The sequence below is a fragment of the Lentzea sp. NPDC102401 genome, assembly GCF_044765805.1.
Taxonomy (GTDB): domain Bacteria; phylum Actinomycetota; class Actinomycetes; order Mycobacteriales; family Pseudonocardiaceae; genus Lentzea; species Lentzea sokolovensis.
Map to the genome: position 1 here is coordinate 12,467 of NZ_JBIWKS010000019.1, position 14,455 is coordinate 26,921.

Here is a 14,455-nt window from a genome sequence, read left to right on the forward strand (position 1 = left end):
GCCCGCGGGGGGGGGGGGCGCCCGGGCCCCGCCCCCCCCCCCCCGGGGGCCGGGCCCCCCCCCCCCCCCCCCCCCCCCCCCGCCTCTCCGCGTGTTCGCCTTAGTGGAACGAGTCGCCGCAGGCGCAGGACCCGCCGGCGTTCGGGTTGTCGATCGTGAAGCCCTGCTTCTCGATCGTGTCCACGAAGTCGATGACAGCACCTTCGACGTACGGGGCGCTCATGCGGTCTACGGCGACCTTCATGCCGTTGAAGTCGACCATCGCGTCACCGTCGAGCGCACGCTCGTCGAAGAACAGCTGGTAACGAAGGCCGGCGCAACCACCGGGCTGGACGGCGATGCGCAGGTGCATGTCATCGCGGCCCTCCTGGTCGAGCAGCGCCTTGGCCTTGACGGCGGCCGCATCGGTCAGCGTCACGCCGTGGCTGGGCGCCTCAGTGGTCGAAGCGGCATCCTGAGCGGTCGTCATGGCTCTCCTAAGAGGTCCTTTGCGGGCGGTTCACCCATCAACAACACGGGCGTTCCCCGCCTTGTTCCGCTTCCCATGGTCCCACAACGGCAGGCCGGATCGCCTCAAGTGTCGACTGTCACGTAGACCACGCTCAAGCCAACCGATATATCAGCCGACCGGGAACACGCCGATGAGCACGGCTTTACCCGGACACCTGTCGCGACCACTGCCTCGCCACGTGCTGGGCCGTTGCAATGAGACTTTTGCGGGCGTCCGCAATCGACTTTTGCACAGAGCCGACGTGCTCGGACACCGAGTAGGCGGCCTGGACGCCGGCGGCGCCCATCTCGCGGCGGCCGACGCTGACCTGGCCCGCGATGGCGATGCACGGGATGCCGCGTTCGGCGGCGCCCGAGGCGACGGCGGTGATGAGCTTGCCGCGCAGTGACTGCCAGTCGAAGCTGCCTTCACCGGTGAGGACGACGTCGGCGTCGTCGAGGGCGGCGTCGAGGCCGGTGAGTTCGCGGACTAGGCCCGCGCCGGACGTCACCGCCGCGCCCAAGGAGAGGAGCGCGGCGCCCAGGCCGCCCGCCGCTCCGGCGCCCGGAATGTCGGACACCGGTTTGAGGACGTCCATGGCAGCTAGCTTCGCTTCGAGGCGTTCGACGGCTTCCAGGGACGCGCCCTTTTGCGGTCCGAACGTGTGCGCGGCGCCGTGCGGGCCGAGGAGCGGGTTTTCGACGTCGGATGCGGCCACGAGCGATATATCAGTGAGGTCGACGCCCGCGTCCTCCAAGGCGGCGAGCATGCCGGCGCCGCCGTCGGTCGTGCCGGAGCCGCCGAGGCCGACCGTGATGACATCGTTGTCATGCGCGGCTGCCGCGATGAGCTCGCCGACGCCTCGCGTCGTTGCCGTCTCGCAGGACCGTGGGCGGAGTTCGGCGGGGATGAGGTGGAGGCCGCAGGCTTCGGCGGACTCGATGTAGGCGACGCGTCGACCGTCGGTGTGCACGCTGAGCCAGCGCGCCTCGACCGGTTCACCGAGCGGGCCCGTCACGCTGATATATCGGATGTCTCCGTGGGTGGCGGCGTGCAGGACGTCGACGAAGCCGGGGCCTCCGTCGGCCAGCGGGCGTTGGGTGACGACGTCGTCGGGCTTGGCGTCGTGCCAGCCGGTGGCGATGGCGTCAGCGGCCTCGCGGGCGGTCAGGGTGCCGCCGAAGCAGTCGGGAGCGATGAGTACGCGCACCTCGCGAAAGGTACAGAAGAACCACTGTCCTACCCTGTCGTCGTGAGGTTCCTGCGTCGCAACGCCGCTGATACCGATGCCCCGGCCACCGAGTCGGCCGGCGAGGCCATCGACTCCAACCGCTCCGCGGGCAAGGGCAGGCCCACGCCCAAGCGGCGTGAGGCCCAGGGCAGGCGTTCCGGGCCGGTGCCGCCGCCTCCCCGCACGCAGCGCGAGGCGTTCAAGCGCATGCGCGGCAACAAGGTGAGCAAGGAAGACCGCCGTGCCGCGGCCACCGAGCGTCGCCAGCGCATGATGGCGGGCGACGACAAGTACCTGCTGCCGCGTGACCGCGGTCCGGTGAAGGCGTACATCCGCGACCTCGTCGACTCGCGGCGCAACCTCATGGGCCTGTTCATGCCGCTCGCGGTCCTGGTGTTCGTGGCGCTGCTGACGCCGTCGCTGGCCGTGCAGCGGTACGCGACGCTGGCGACGACGTTCATGCTGATCGCGATGATCATCGAAGGCCTCGTGCTCGGCCGCCTCGTCACGCGCAAGGTGCGGGCGAAGTTCCCGACCGAGCCGATCAAGGGTATTTCGATCGGCTGGTACTCGTTCATCCGCGCGAGCCAGATCCGCAAGTTGCGCGTGCCCAAGCCGCGGGTGAAGCCGGGCGACGCGATCAAGTAACCGATGCGCGCGAAGCCGTTCAAGCTTCAACTGCCGGAGAAGCTCTGGTGGGACCACAACGCGTGGTACCGCCGGTGGCTGCTCCGGCAGTTGCCGTCACGGGCCCAGTCGGCGCTGGACGTCGGGTGCGGCCACGGCGTCCTGGCGCGGTCGATCCCGGCTGACGAGGTCACGGCCATCGACGCCAGCGCCCGCATGATCGAACTCGCGAGCGCCACGAGCAGCCGGGTGCGGTGGATCCACGGGGACGTGCTCACCCACGACCTCGGGCAGTACGACGTCGTCACGGCCGAGGCGAGCCTGCACCACCTCCCGCTACGCGAAGGCCTCACGCGGCTCGCCGAGCTGACCAGGCCCGGCGGCACGCTGATCGTCGTCGGGCTCTACCTGACGGCCACACCGGCGGACTGGGCCGTGGAGATGGTGACGTTGCCCGCGAACGCGATCGTCGGCGTCGCCAAAGCCGTCAACGGAACAGCTGGCAAGCCGCACGACGTCGACATGCCCGTCGTGATGACCGCTCCGACGTTGAACGAGATCCGCACGGCAGCACGGGAGATCCTGCCCGGCGCACGCGTCCGCAGGCACCTGTTCTGGCGGTATTCCATGGTGTGGCACGCGCCCGAAGTTCATTAGCAGCACGAACGATTTCGGCTAAGCTCGGATGTATGAAGTTCCGTCGACTCGGCCGCAGCGGCCTGTCCATCAGTGAGATCTCGTACGGCAACTGGCTCACGCACGGTTCCCAGGTCGAGGAGGACCAGGCCCACGCCTGTGTGAAGGCCGCGCTGGAGTCGGGGATCACGACCTTCGACACCGCCGACGTCTACGCCAACACCGCCGCGGAGTCGGTGCTCGGCCGGGCGCTGCAGGGTCAGCGGCGCGAGTCGCTCGAGATCCTCACCAAGGTCTACTGGCCGACCGGTCCCGGCGGCCCCAACGACCGCGGGCTCGGCCGCAAGCACATCATGGAGTCGGCCAACGCGTCGCTCAAGCGCCTGCAGACCGACTACGTCGACCTGTACCAGGCGCACCGGTTCGACTACAGCGTCCCGCTGGAAGAGACGATGCTGGCGTTCGCCGACCTCGTCCGCCAGGGCAAGGTCCTCTACGTCGGTGTCTCCGAGTGGACCGCCGACCAGATCACCCGCGGTGCCGCGCTGGCCCGTGAGCTCAACGTCCCGTTCGTGTCGCACCAGCCGCAGTACTCGATGCTGTGGCGCGTGATCGAGCCGCAGGTCATCCCGGCGTGCGAGCGCGAGGGCCTGAGCCAGATCGTCTTCTCCCCCGTCGCGCAGGGCATCCTGACCGGCAAGTACCTGCCGGGCGCAGACGTTCCCGAGGGATCACGCCTGGCCGACGCGCGCGGGTCGCAGATGATCGCGCGCTGGATGCGGGACGACGTGCTCAACGCCGTTCAGCAGCTCAAGCCGATCGCCGAGGAGGCGGGCATCACGCTCGCGCAGCTCGCCGTCGCGTGGGTGCTGAAGAACCCGAACGTCGCCTCCGCGATCATCGGCGCGTCGCGTCCTGAGCAGGTCTTCGAGAACGTCAAGGCCATCGACGTCGAGCTCGGCGACGACGTGCTCACGCAGATCGACAAGGTCCTCGAAGGCGTCATCACCGACGACCCGCGGCTCACCGCCCAGGGCTAACCCGCTGGGTGCAGGCTCATCGGGCCGTACACCTCGGATTCCGACCGCAGCAGCGTGACCTGCTCGACCCCGGCGTCGAGCAGGTCACGCCACTGCGCGCTGAACCAGTCCTCGGCCTCGGTCTGCTCGGCGAACGTCACATCCGGGCCCGCGACGTCGCGTCCCTGTGCATCCTGGTAGCGCCAGCGGTATTCCACGGACGAAGGCTAACTCTTGTCATCTCGGACGCTCGTGCTCGGCGGAGCGCGGTCAGGCAAGTCAGCGCACGCGGAAGGTCTGCTCACCGAGGCGACCGTGACCTACGTCGCCACCGCGCGCAGATACCCGGACGACCCGGACTGGGACGCACGCATCGCGCAGCACGTCGCGCGGCGTCCGTCCACATGGCACACGGTCGAGGCGTCGGCTCCGGCCGATCTGCCCGCCCTGCTCACCGCCACCCAGTACGAGGACCCGCCGATACTGGTGGACGACCTGTCGACGTGGCTGGTCGGCGTACTGGACGACGCCAACGCGTGGGAAGGCGCCGAAGACGAACACGGCGGTGAAGCGATCGCGAGCGGCATCGACGCGATCGTGCGCTCGGTCGCGACCTGCCGGGCGCGACTGGTGCTGGTGACGGCGGAGGTCGGCCTCGGCGTCATTCCGTCGACGCGTTCTGGCAGGCTCTTCCGAGATCACCTCGGTGCGCTCAACGCGCGCGTCGCCGAGGTGTGCGACGAGGTCATCCTGCTCGTCGCCGGCATCCCGTTGAAACTGCGATGAGGAGTGACCAGGTGAGCACCGAGTTCCCGCCGGTCGAACCGCCGGACGAGACCGTTCTGCGCGAGGCCGAGGCCCGGCACGCGGTGCTGACCAAGCCGGTCGGCTCGCTCGGACGGCTCGAGGAGCTGGGCAACTGGATCGCGGCCTGCCAGGGCGTCGTGCCGCCCAAGCCGTTCGTGCGGCCGCGTGTCGTCGTGTTCGCGGGCGACCACGGCATCACCGCTCAGGGCGTGTCGGCGTTCCCGAGCGAGGTGACCGGCCAGATGGTCACGAACTTCCTGACCGGCGGCGCCGCCGTGAACGTCCTCGCGCAGGTCGCGGGCGCCACGGTGCGCGTGGTCGACATGGCCGTCGACGCGGACACCCCGGCCGCGGTCAGCCAGCACAAGGTGCGGCGCTCGTCCGGGTCGATCGACCGCGAGGACGCGCTCACCCGTGAGCAGTGCGAGCTCGCGATCGCGGCCGGCCGTGCGCTGGCCGACGAGGAGGTCGACGCGGGCGCCGACGTGCTCGTCGCCGGTGACATGGGCATCGGCAACACGACGCCCGCCGCCGTGCTGATCGCGTCGCTGACCGGGTCGGAGCCCGTCGCGGTCGTCGGGCGCGGCACCGGCATCGACGACCAGGCATGGATGCGCAAGACGGCGGCGATCCGGGACGCGCTGCGCCGGGCCCGCCTGGTGATCAGCGACCCGATCGCGTTGCTCGCCACGGCCGGTGGCGCCGACATCGCCGCGATGGCAGGGTTCCTGGCACAGGCCGCCGTGCGCAAGACGCCGGTCGTGCTCGACGGTGTCGTCGTCGGTGCGGCGGCTGTCGTCGCCGAGGAGTTGGCGCCGGGTGCGCGCGAGTGGTGGGTGGCCGGGCACGAGTCGGCCGAGCCCGCGCACGCGATCGCGCTCGGGCATCTCAACCTCAAGCCGCTGCTGCAGTTCGAGATGCGGCTCGGCGAGGGGTCCGGCGCGGTGGCGGCGCTGCCGTTGCTGATCTCGGCGGTGAAGGTGCTCGCGGAGATGGCGACGTTCGAGAGCGCCGGCGTCACCAACCGAGAAGATACGACGGGGTGAAGCTCCGCCCGTGAAACTGGCGTTCTCCTGGCTGACGGTCCTGCCGTTGCGCGTTGACGACGTCGACGAGCGAGCGGCAGGACGGGCCATCGCATGGACGCCCGTCGTCGGCGTCGTCATCGGCGCGTTCGTCGTCGGCGTCCTCAAGCTGCTGGCGATATCCAATATATCGGCGCTCGTGGCCGGATTTCTGGTCGTCGGCGTCGTCGCGCTGTCGACACGCGGTATGCACCTCGACGGGCTGGCCGACGTCGCCGACGGGCTCGGTTGCTACGGACCGCCGGAGCGTGCGCTCAAGGTCATGAAGGACGGCGGCGCCGGACCGTTCGGCGTCGTCTCGCTGATCGTGGTGCTGGGTGCCCAGGCCGCCGCACTCCCCCACGCTCAGTGGGGTGTCGTGCTGCTCGCGTTCGCGACGAGCCGGGCGACGTTCGGCATCTGTTGCATGCGTGACATACCCGCCGCACGGCCTGAGGGGCTCGGTGCGCTCGTTGCGGGCACACAGCATCCGTTGATGGTCATCGGCACGTGGGTGGTGCTCGCTGCCGCGGCGATTCCGCTCGGATGGCGCGCGGTCGTCGCCGTCGTCGTCGCGTTCGCGCTCGTGTGGCTGCTGGTGAAGCACACCGGAAAGCGTTTCGGCGGCATCACCGGTGATGTGCTCGGTGCTGCCGCCGAAATCGCGCTTCTGGCCGTGCTGGTGATCGCCTAACCCCAGAGCTTGGTCATCCAGCCGTGGGTGTCGGCGACGTGGCCGTGCTGCAGGCCGGTCAGGCGCTCGCGCAGCTGCTTCGTCACCGAGCCGGTGCCGCCGTCGGCGATGTCGAACTCGCCACCGGCGTGCTTGACGTGGCCGACCGGCGTGATGACCGCGGCCGTGCCACAGGCGAAGACCTCGGTGAGCTCACCGGAGGCGTTGGCCTTCTCCCACTCGTCGGTCGAGATGCGGCGCTCCTCGACGGTCAGGCCGAGTTCGGCCGCCAGCGCCAGCAGTGAGCTCCGGGTGATGCCGGGCAGCAGCGTGCCGGTCAGCTCGGGCGTGATCACCTTGTCCCCGAAGACGAAGAACAGGTTCATGCCGCCCATCTCCTCGACCCAGCGGCGTTCCACCGCGTCGAGCCAGACGACCTGGTCGCAGCCCTTCTCGGCGGCCTGCGCCTGCGCCACGAGGGACGCGGCGTAGTTGCCGGCGAACTTGGCCGCGCCGGTGCCACCGGGAGCCGCGCGGACGTACTCGGTCGAGAGCCACACGCTCACCGGCCGGACGCCGCTCGCGAAGTAGGAGCCGGCCGGGGAGGCGATCAGCACGTAGAGGTACTCGGACGCGGGTCGCACGCCGAGGCCCTTCTCCGTGGAGATCATGAACGGCCGCAGGTAGAGGGACTCCTCCTCGGCCGAGGGCACCCAGCGGTCGTCGACCGCGAGGATCTGCCGCACGGACTCCAGGAAGAGCTCGTCGGGAAGTTCGGGCATCGCCATGCGGCGGGCCGAGGAGCGGAAGCGCTCGGCGTTGGCCTCAGGGCGGAAGGACGCGATCGAACCGTCGGGCTGCCGGTAGGCCTTGAGCCCTTCGAAGATCGCCTGGCCGTAGTGCAGCACCATTGCCGCGGGGTCCAGTGCGAGGGTGGAGTACGGGCCGACTTCAGCGTCGTGCCAGCCCTTCTCGCGGTTCCAGCGGATCGTCACCATGTGGTCGGTGAAGTGCTGCCCGAAGCCCGGCTTGGCAAGTACCTCCGCTACGCGCTCCGGGGTCGCCGGGTGCGGGTGGGGAGTCCGGGTGAAAGGCAACTCGCTCGTCATGTGAGCACGGTAACCCGCAGGTGGGGATACGGAAAATCCTGTTCCCAAAACTCGGACGTCCTACTAAGTGAACCTCGATAGAGTCCCCTGCCATGACCGAGCCGGAAAGATCTTCGAAGGGTGCGGACGTCCGCACGGTGCTGCAGGCCGCGCTGCTCGTCCTGGGCACCGGCATGACGTTGCTCGACGGCTGGGTGATCGGCGGTGTCGGTGGTGTGGTCGGCGCGGTGTTCCTCGCCGTGTTCTTCCTGGCCGGCTACTACGGCATCGCCAAGAACGGCCCGTCCAACAACGGCCGCGTCATCGGGCTTGCGGTGTGTGTTGGCGTGACGCTGCTCGTCTTCCTCTCAGTGACGCTGTCAGGCCAATGAGCCCGGTGCCGACGCCCAGTCCCGCGATGGAGATCAGCATCGCGGGAATGGGCATGCTCATGGCGAGCAGCACCGAGAGCCCGAGGCCGAGACAAGCCGTGCGCATGGGCCACGTGCGGTCGTTCTGCAGCAGGACTCGAGCAGACGCGTTCGTGAAGGCGTAGTAGAACAACGTCGCGCACGCCGCCACGCCCAGCGCCATCCCGAACGGCATGAGCACCAGGGCGAGCGCGGAAGCGACGACCACGACGAGCGTCAGCGCACCGGGCTTGAGGCGGGTCGGCAGGTCGCCGTCCTCGGCCAGTCCGGTCAGCGTGCGGTGGGCGGACGCGAGGACGAAGTGCAGCGCGGCCACACCGGCCACCGCCGCGGCGATCTGCACGAGCGGCACCAGCGCCGCCGAGTCCGCCGCGACCAGTGCGTCACGCAGCGGAGCTGGTGACAACGCGAGGCGCGCGCTACCGAGCTGACGGAGCACACCGGCGCCCACGGCGAGACTGACCACGAACGACAGTCCGATGAGGACCGGAATCGCGATCTTCAGCACGGACGGCGAGTGGTGCTTCTCACCGCGATGCGGGGCGGTGATGCGTTCGAAACCGGCGAACGCCATGAACATCAGGCCGGCGACGCCGACGAGTTCGTTGACGGTGCCCGCCTCCCCCGCCGACGGCACGGGCGCGATCGAGAAGCTCGCCGCGACGACCAGCGCCAGCACGCCGAGAACGACCACGGACACCAGCACGCTGACACCGGCCGTGAAGCGGAAGCCGACCGCGCCGAGCAACGCCGTCGCGACGACAAGAGCGAGCGCGCCGATCAACGGCTGGTCCGGCACCACGTACGCGCCGAACATCGACGCCACCGCGGCCGCCATGGCGAACCGGCCCAGCAGGTGTGCGCTCGCTGTCATCCTTGCGGGCCACACGCCGAGCTGCGCGCGCACGTATCCGTAACCGCCGCCGACGTCGGGGTAGGCGCGGGACTGGTCGGCGGTCGAGAAGGCCGAGCAAAGGGCGGCGAACGCGGAGATGGCCAGCGCCGGGAGCACCCACCAGCCCGCAAGACCTGCGGCTGGAGCGAATCCGGCGAAGACCCCCGCACCGAGCACCGCGGGAAGACCGAGCGCGACCGTCGTGACGATCTCGCGAGGCGTGTGGGTCACGGGTACACGTTCTCAGATGCGGCATCCGGCCGTAACCACCCGGTCGACTGATGCGTGAAACGGGCGAATCGCCACTGTGCGCAACTGTCAACGTCACGGATTGCGGCGATCGTGGCGGGGCTGGGCATTAGTGGGACAGTCCGACCTTTAGCATGAGTCACGATTCCGAGCCCCGCCCGCAACAACCCTGGAGCAGCACGTGACAGCCCCGAAGCTGGCCCTCACCGAGGGTGACCTGAGCACCACCGCCGCGGACGCAGTCGTCGTGGGCACCCTGCAGGGTGCGGACGGTCTGGAGCTCGCACCCGGTGCCGAAGCTGTCGCCGCCGCGTTCGACGGCGCGCTGCTCGACGTGCTCGGCACCCTGCGCGCGTCCGGCAAGGCCGACGAGCTGGTGAAGGTGCCGACGTTCGGCAAGATCGCCGCCCCGCTCGTGCTGGCCGTCGGCCTCGGCAAGTCCGCAGGCGAGGAGCAGGTGCGTCGCGCGTCCGGTGTCGCCGCCCGCGCGCTGGGCGGCAAGAAGCGCGCGATCAACACGCTCGCCGCCCTGCACGTCGGTGCGGCGGCCGAGGGCACGCTGCTCGGTGCCTACTCGTTCACCGAGTACAAGTCCGACAAGGGCGAGGGCCCGGTCGTGAAGGTCGACCTGCACGCCGCCGGTTCCAAGGAGAACAAGGCCGCGCTGAAGGCCGCCGTCGCGATCGCCGAGTCCGTCGCCATCGCGCGTGACTTCATCAACACGCCGCCGAACGACCTCTACCCCGCCTCGTTCGCCGCCCGCGCGGAGAAGCTCGCCACCGCGGCCGGTCTCGACGTCGAGATCCTCGACGAGAAGGCGCTGAAGAAGCAGGGCTTCGGCGGCATCCTGGGCGTCGGCGTCGGTTCGACGCGCCAGCCGCGCCTCGTGCGCATCTCGTACAAGGGCACGAAGGCCGTCAAGAAGGTCGCGCTCGTCGGCAAGGGCATCACGTTCGACACCGGCGGCATCTCCATCAAGCCGGCCGCGGGCATGGACGAGATGACCTCGGACATGTCGGGTGCCGCCGCGATCGTCGCCACGATGGTGCTCGCCGCGAAGCTCAAGTACCCGCTGGAGATCATCGCGTCGATCCCGATGGCGGAGAACATGCCGTCCGGTGACGCCTACCGCCCCGGCGACGTGCTGACCATGTACGGCGGCAAGACCGTCGAGGTGCTCAACACCGACGCCGAGGGCCGCCTGATCCTGTCCGACGCCATCGTGCGCGCGTGCGAGGACAACCCCGACTACCTGATCGAGACCGCGACGCTGACCGGCGCTCAGGTCGTCGCCCTCGGCAAGCGCACCTCGGGCGTCATGGGCTCCGACGAGTTCCGCGACCGCGTGGCCGCCATCGGCACCGCCGTCGGCGAGTCGGCGTGGGCGATGCCGCTGCCCGAGGAGCTGCGCGCGGACCTCGACTCGCGCCTCGCGGACCTCGCGAACGTCACCGGGCACCGCTGGGGCGGCATGCTCGCCGCCGGGCTGTTCCTGCGCGAGTTCGTGGCCGAGGGCGTGCAGTGGGCGCACATCGACATCGCGGGTCCGGCATTCCACACGGGTGGCCCGTACGGCTACACCTCGAAGGGCGGCACCGGTGTTCCGGTGCGGACCATCGCGGCTGTTCTGGCGGACATCGCGGCCAACGGCTGAGCAATTCTTTCTGCGCACGGGCGGAGCTCCTCCGGGGGCTCCGCCCGTTGCGTTGCAACTGATATATCGGCTGCTTCACCGCCACTGAACAGCACTTTTGCAACGAGTCTTTTGACTTCGTCCGCAAACGTGTCGTTGCAAGGGTGCGCCAGGAAGGGGCTTGGCGAGGCGGCTGAAATGTGCCGCGCGGGTGTCTGTGATGGCGGCTTGCCAATTCAGCGATAGGCGCGGAGAAGGCCTGCGAACATTTCAGGCGCGGTCGTGGAGAGTGATCTGGTAGCCGTCGGGGTCGGCGAAGGTGAACGTCCGGCCGAAGGGGCCGTCGCTCGGCGCGGAGACGATGGTGTGTCCGTCGGCGGCGAGAGTGTCGTGGATGGCCTGGACGTCTGTCGCGTGGAACCAGATCGCGGCGCCGATGCCGGGCTGGGTGACGGAGGCGAGATCGGTGCCGGGGACGACGTCGCGGAGTGCGAACGCGATCGGCTTCGTCTCGAAGACGACGGCGTGCGGAGGTCCGGCCGGCGAGCGGACGAGGCCGAGGTACCGCTCGTAGAAAGTCTGCGAGGCGTCGAGGTCACGTGCCTGGAGTGAGATGAAGTCGGGGCCGGTGGCGGCCATGGGATACTCCTTGTCTTCGTGTCAGTATTCTGACACGGCCAACCTATGTCAGAATACTGACATGAGTCAAGACGGTGCCGGCGTCGACCTGGAGACGTCACTGGGCTACCTGCTGAAAGAGGCGTCGAGCGTGCTCCGCGCGGCCATGGAGGAGGTGCTGCGGCCGCTCGGGATGAGCGTGACGCACTACTCCTGCCTCGAACTGCTGGCGCAGCGGCCGGGGTTGTCGAACTCGGAGCTCGCACGGGGCGCGTTCGTGACGCGGCAGTCGATGAACGTGCTGCTCCAGGCCCTGGAGCGGGACGGCTACGTGACAAGGCCCGCGGCGGCACCGGTCGGGAAGGTCCTTCCCACGCGGCTCACGCCCCGCGGACAGCAGAGTCTCGAGAAGGCGTCCGCGGCGGTCCGGTCCGTCGAGGTCAGGATGCTGGCCGGTCTGACAGAGGCCGAGCAGGCAGGCGCGTTCCGAATCCTGCGGGGCATGATCCATTCCCTGCGCGACGGCGGCGACGGCGCGTAACCGGTTCACGGAGATGGCGGTCGCTCAGGGCTGTGCTCCGAGCCCCGGCGGGAGGAGTATTTCCACATGGGGACGCATCGCTACGAGGCCGACGTCGTCTGGACCGGGAACACCGGGAGCGGCACTTCCGGGTACAAGTCCTACGAGCGCGCGCACGAGGTTCGGGTCGAGGGCAAGGAGACGATCCTCGGGTCGTCCGATCCGTCGTTCCGGGGTGACCGCGGCCGGTACAACCCCGAGGAGTTGCTCGTCGCGTCGCTCTCGCAGTGCCACATGCTCTGGTACCTGCACCTCGCGTCGACCAACGGTGTCGTCGTGACCGAATACCGCGACCACGCCACCGGCGTCATGGCCGAACATTCGGACGGGTCCGGGCGGTTCACCGAGGTGGTGCTCAACCCCGTCGTGACCGTCGCCGATCCCGCGACCAAGGAGACGGCACAGGCGTTGCACGAGAAAGCGCATTCGATGTGCTTCATCGCGGCGAGTGTCAATTTTCCCGTTCGGCACGAGCCGATCGTGAGGATTTAGAGTTCGCCGGAAGCCTTTTTGCGCGCGGTGTAGTCGCGCATGCGCTTCGGGTAACCCACGATGCCCGCGTCGTAGATGGGCATGCCGAGTTTGCGTGCGAACGACCGCGCGGCGTCCGGCGAGGCGACTCGGCGGCGAGTCCACTCGCCGTCGTGAGCGACCAGGACCACAGTGGTCTCGGTCACCGTCGTCTTCGGCTCCACATAGGCCTCGACGCCCTGACGGCTCTTCGTCCACTGTTCGAGATGGCTCGTGTCCTGGCTCGAAGCGGTCCGCAGCACACCTGCGCGCGGCTTCCTGCGAAAACGATCGAACAGCCCCATCGAGCACCTCCAGCGCTTCCCTCCACCATGGTGCCAGGTAAGGGTGTTATGAGTAGGTGAATGATCAGAGCCGGGCGTGGTGTCCTATGCCGGATCACCGCGCTCCGGCAACTAGTGACAAGATGGCCGCGTACCTCGCGCGCACCCGCGCGTAGTAAGTAATCCCGAGGAGATCCGAAGTGACTTCGCCGGAACTGGAGTCGGCCACCAACGCCGATCTCGTCATCCTCGGCGGTGGTTCAGGTGGCTACGCCTGCGCGTTCCGCGCGGCCGAGCTCGGCCTGTCCGTCGTCCTGGTCGAGAAGGACAAGCTGGGTGGCACCTGCCTGCATCGCGGTTGCATCCCGACCAAGGCGCTGCTGCACGCGGCCGAGGTGGCGGACAACGCCCGCGAAGGCGACCAGTTCGGCGTGAAGAGCTCGCTCGAGGGCATCGACATCGCCGGTGTCAACTCGTACAAGGACGGCGTGGTCTCGCGGCTCTACAAGGGTCTGCAGGGTCTCGCGAAGGCCAACAAGGTCACCTTCGTCGAGGGCGCGGGCACGTTCGTCGGCCCGAACACCGTCGAGGTGAACGGCCAGCGCTACGTCGGCAAGAACGTGGTCCTCGCGACCGGTTCGTACGCCCGGAGCCTGCCCGGTCTGGAGATCGGCGGCCGGGTCGTCACCAGCGACCAGGCGCTCAACCTGGACTTCATCCCGGAGAAGGTCGTCGTCCTGGGCGGCGGCGTCATCGGCGTGGAGTTCGCCAGCGTGTGGCGTTCGTTCGGCGCCGACGTGACCATCGTCGAGGCCCTGCCCCGCCTGGTGCCGGCCGAGGACGAGTACGCGTCCAAGCAGTTGGAGCGCGCGTTCCGCAAGCGCGGCATCAAGTTCAAGACCGGCGTGAAGTTCACCGGCGCCACCCAGTCCGACTCGGGTGTGTCGATCACGCTGGAGAACGGCGACGTCCTCGACGCCGACCTGCTGCTCGTCGCGGTCGGCCGCGGCCCGAACAGCGCGGGTCACGGCTACGAGGAGGCCGGGATCACGATCGACCGCGGCTTCGTCATCACCGACGAGCGCCTGCGCACGAGCCTGCCGAACGTCTACGCCGTCGGCGACATCGTCCCCGGCCTGCAGCTCGCGCACCGCGGGTTCCAGCAGGGCATCTTCGTGGCCGAGGAGATCGCCGGCCAGAACCCGAAGGTGATCGACGAGGCGGGCATCCCGCGCGTCACCTACTGCAAGCCCGAGGTCGCCTCCGTCGGACTCAGCGAGGCCGCGGCCAAGGAGAAGTACGGCTCGGCCGAGGTCTTCATCTACGACCTCGCGGGCAACGGCAAGAGCCAGATCCTCAAGACGGCCGGTGGCGTGAAGCTCGTCAAGGCCCCCGACGGCCCCGTCGTCGGCGTGACGATGGTCGGCGAACGCGTCGGCGAGCTCATCGGTGAAGCACAGCTGATCTACAGCTGGGAGGCTTACCCGGAGGACGTGGCTCCGCTGATCCACGCCCACCCGACCCAGACTGAAGCCCTCGGCGAGGCGTTCCTCGCCCTGGCCGGCAAGCCGCTGCACGTGCACGGCTGACCGTTCCCCACACAAAGTCAGCCACACGAGA

Annotated in this window: 18 protein-coding genes; 11 read left to right on the top strand and 7 right to left on the bottom strand. The window is 69.0% G+C overall.

Annotated elements, in window-relative coordinates:
• Positions 1 to 100 precede the first annotated feature (100 nt).
• The gene (locus tag ACIRG5_RS43310) at positions 101 to 469 is read right to left on the bottom strand and encodes an iron-sulfur cluster assembly accessory protein (protein ID WP_030474606.1); all 369 of its coding nucleotides are present in this window, start codon (positions 467 to 469) and stop codon (positions 101 to 103) included.
• A 184-nt stretch (positions 470 to 653) separates the two neighbouring features.
• The gene (locus tag ACIRG5_RS43315) at positions 654 to 1,700 is read right to left on the bottom strand and encodes a glycerate kinase (protein ID WP_402916402.1); all 1,047 of its coding nucleotides are present in this window, start codon (positions 1,698 to 1,700) and stop codon (positions 654 to 656) included.
• 42 nt (positions 1,701 to 1,742) lie between these two features.
• Here ACIRG5_RS43315 and ACIRG5_RS43320 point away from each other — a divergent pair, with 42 nt between their 5' ends.
• Genes ACIRG5_RS43320 through ACIRG5_RS43330 form a run of 3 tightly spaced genes read left to right on the top strand, consistent with a single transcriptional unit; the run spans position 1,743 to position 4,024 of the window.
• Entirely contained in the window at positions 1,743 to 2,369 is a 627-nt protein-coding gene (locus tag ACIRG5_RS43320) for a DUF3043 domain-containing protein (protein ID WP_402916404.1), read from the top strand.
• A 3-nt stretch (positions 2,370 to 2,372) separates the two neighbouring features.
• Positions 2,373 to 3,005, top strand: a complete 633-nt coding sequence (locus ACIRG5_RS43325; RefSeq protein WP_402916406.1) for a class I SAM-dependent methyltransferase — start codon at positions 2,373 to 2,375, stop codon at positions 3,003 to 3,005.
• 32 nt (positions 3,006 to 3,037) lie between these two features.
• Positions 3,038 to 4,024 (top strand): aldo/keto reductase family protein, encoded by a 987-nt coding sequence (locus tag ACIRG5_RS43330; RefSeq protein WP_330270061.1) that lies wholly within the window; start codon positions 3,038 to 3,040, stop codon positions 4,022 to 4,024.
• Here ACIRG5_RS43330 and ACIRG5_RS43335 read toward each other — a convergent pair.
• A complete protein-coding gene (locus ACIRG5_RS43335) occupies positions 4,021 to 4,221 on the bottom strand; it encodes a hypothetical protein (RefSeq protein ID WP_402916408.1) in 201 nt (66 codons plus the stop codon). The two genes, ACIRG5_RS43330 and ACIRG5_RS43335, sit on opposite strands and share 4 nt — an antisense overlap.
• Before the next feature lie 16 nt (positions 4,222 to 4,237).
• Between ACIRG5_RS43335 and cobU the strand changes: the two genes are divergently transcribed.
• From cobU to cobS, 3 genes are read left to right on the top strand one after another with little or no spacing between them, the layout of a single operon-like run.
• Positions 4,238 to 4,789, top strand: a complete 552-nt coding sequence (cobU, locus tag ACIRG5_RS43340; protein WP_402916410.1) for a bifunctional adenosylcobinamide kinase/adenosylcobinamide-phosphate guanylyltransferase — start codon at positions 4,238 to 4,240, stop codon at positions 4,787 to 4,789.
• Positions 4,786 to 5,856 (top strand): nicotinate-nucleotide--dimethylbenzimidazole phosphoribosyltransferase, encoded by a 1,071-nt coding sequence (gene cobT / locus ACIRG5_RS43345; RefSeq protein ID WP_402916412.1) that lies wholly within the window; start codon positions 4,786 to 4,788, stop codon positions 5,854 to 5,856. The genes cobU and cobT overlap by 4 nt, the downstream gene beginning before the upstream one ends.
• Before the next feature lie 10 nt (positions 5,857 to 5,866).
• Complete coding sequence (gene cobS, locus ACIRG5_RS43350; RefSeq protein WP_402916414.1) at positions 5,867 to 6,568, top strand: adenosylcobinamide-GDP ribazoletransferase; 702 nt, start codon at positions 5,867 to 5,869, stop codon at positions 6,566 to 6,568.
• Here cobS and ACIRG5_RS43355 read toward each other — a convergent pair.
• Positions 6,565 to 7,656, bottom strand: coding sequence for a branched-chain amino acid aminotransferase (locus ACIRG5_RS43355; protein WP_402916416.1), 1,092 nt, complete (start codon positions 7,654 to 7,656; stop codon positions 6,565 to 6,567). The two genes, cobS and ACIRG5_RS43355, sit on opposite strands and share 4 nt — an antisense overlap.
• Before the next feature lie 92 nt (positions 7,657 to 7,748).
• Between ACIRG5_RS43355 and ACIRG5_RS43360 the strand changes: the two genes are divergently transcribed.
• Positions 7,749 to 8,027 (top strand): hypothetical protein, encoded by a 279-nt coding sequence (locus ACIRG5_RS43360; RefSeq protein ID WP_402916418.1) that lies wholly within the window; start codon positions 7,749 to 7,751, stop codon positions 8,025 to 8,027.
• On the opposite strand, the gene ACIRG5_RS43365 is transcribed toward ACIRG5_RS43360, so the two are convergent.
• On the bottom strand, positions 7,957 to 9,192 hold the full coding sequence (locus ACIRG5_RS43365) for an APC family permease (protein WP_402916420.1): 1,236 nt from the start codon (positions 9,190 to 9,192) through the stop codon (positions 7,957 to 7,959). The genes ACIRG5_RS43360 and ACIRG5_RS43365 overlap by 71 nt on opposite strands.
• Before the next feature lie 199 nt (positions 9,193 to 9,391).
• Here ACIRG5_RS43365 and ACIRG5_RS43370 point away from each other — a divergent pair, with 199 nt between their 5' ends.
• The gene (locus tag ACIRG5_RS43370; protein WP_319978414.1) at positions 9,392 to 10,864 is read left to right on the top strand and encodes a leucyl aminopeptidase; all 1,473 of its coding nucleotides are present in this window, start codon (positions 9,392 to 9,394) and stop codon (positions 10,862 to 10,864) included.
• 249 nt (positions 10,865 to 11,113) lie between these two features.
• Here the strand turns inward: ACIRG5_RS43370 and ACIRG5_RS43375 are convergent, their stop codons facing one another.
• Entirely contained in the window at positions 11,114 to 11,482 is a 369-nt protein-coding gene (locus ACIRG5_RS43375) for a VOC family protein (RefSeq protein WP_402916423.1), read from the bottom strand.
• A 61-nt stretch (positions 11,483 to 11,543) separates the two neighbouring features.
• Here ACIRG5_RS43375 and ACIRG5_RS43380 point away from each other — a divergent pair, with 61 nt between their 5' ends.
• Complete coding sequence (locus tag ACIRG5_RS43380; RefSeq protein ID WP_402916425.1) at positions 11,544 to 12,002, top strand: MarR family winged helix-turn-helix transcriptional regulator; 459 nt, start codon at positions 11,544 to 11,546, stop codon at positions 12,000 to 12,002.
• A 66-nt stretch (positions 12,003 to 12,068) separates the two neighbouring features.
• A complete protein-coding gene (locus ACIRG5_RS43385; protein ID WP_402916427.1) occupies positions 12,069 to 12,533 on the top strand; it encodes an OsmC family protein in 465 nt (154 codons plus the stop codon).
• On the opposite strand, the gene ACIRG5_RS43390 is transcribed toward ACIRG5_RS43385, so the two are convergent.
• Positions 12,530 to 12,856 carry an oxidoreductase gene (locus ACIRG5_RS43390; RefSeq protein ID WP_402916429.1) on the bottom strand — a complete coding sequence of 109 codons (327 nt, stop codon included), beginning with the start codon at positions 12,854 to 12,856 and terminating at the stop codon, positions 12,530 to 12,532. The two genes, ACIRG5_RS43385 and ACIRG5_RS43390, sit on opposite strands and share 4 nt — an antisense overlap.
• Before the next feature lie 179 nt (positions 12,857 to 13,035).
• Here ACIRG5_RS43390 and lpdA point away from each other — a divergent pair, with 179 nt between their 5' ends.
• On the top strand, positions 13,036 to 14,424 hold the full coding sequence (lpdA, locus tag ACIRG5_RS43395) for a dihydrolipoyl dehydrogenase (protein ID WP_402916431.1): 1,389 nt from the start codon (positions 13,036 to 13,038) through the stop codon (positions 14,422 to 14,424).
• Positions 14,425 to 14,455 lie beyond the last annotated feature (31 nt).

Bases quoted from the DNA above. Each gene is read 5' to 3' on its own strand.
- ACIRG5_RS43390 (WP_402916429.1), bottom strand. From the start codon at position 12,856: ATGGGGCTGTTCGATCGTTTTCGCAGGAAGCCGCGCGCAGGTGTGCTG.
- ACIRG5_RS43375 (WP_402916423.1), bottom strand. From the start codon at position 11,482: ATGGCCGCCACCGGCCCCGACTTCATCTCACTCCAGGCACGTGACCTC.
- cobT (WP_402916412.1), top strand. From the start codon at position 4,786: ATGAGGAGTGACCAGGTGAGCACCGAGTTCCCGCCGGTCGAACCGCCG.
- ACIRG5_RS43330 (WP_330270061.1), top strand. From the start codon at position 3,038: ATGAAGTTCCGTCGACTCGGCCGCAGCGGCCTGTCCATCAGTGAGATC.
- ACIRG5_RS43355 (WP_402916416.1), bottom strand. From the start codon at position 7,656: ATGACGAGCGAGTTGCCTTTCACCCGGACTCCCCACCCGCACCCGGCG.
- ACIRG5_RS43325 (WP_402916406.1), top strand. From the start codon at position 2,373: ATGCGCGCGAAGCCGTTCAAGCTTCAACTGCCGGAGAAGCTCTGGTGG.
- ACIRG5_RS43385 (WP_402916427.1), top strand. From the start codon at position 12,069: ATGGGGACGCATCGCTACGAGGCCGACGTCGTCTGGACCGGGAACACC.
- ACIRG5_RS43360 (WP_402916418.1), top strand. From the start codon at position 7,749: ATGACCGAGCCGGAAAGATCTTCGAAGGGTGCGGACGTCCGCACGGTG.
- ACIRG5_RS43380 (WP_402916425.1), top strand. From the start codon at position 11,544: ATGAGTCAAGACGGTGCCGGCGTCGACCTGGAGACGTCACTGGGCTAC.
- ACIRG5_RS43310 (WP_030474606.1), bottom strand. From the start codon at position 469: ATGACGACCGCTCAGGATGCCGCTTCGACCACTGAGGCGCCCAGCCAC.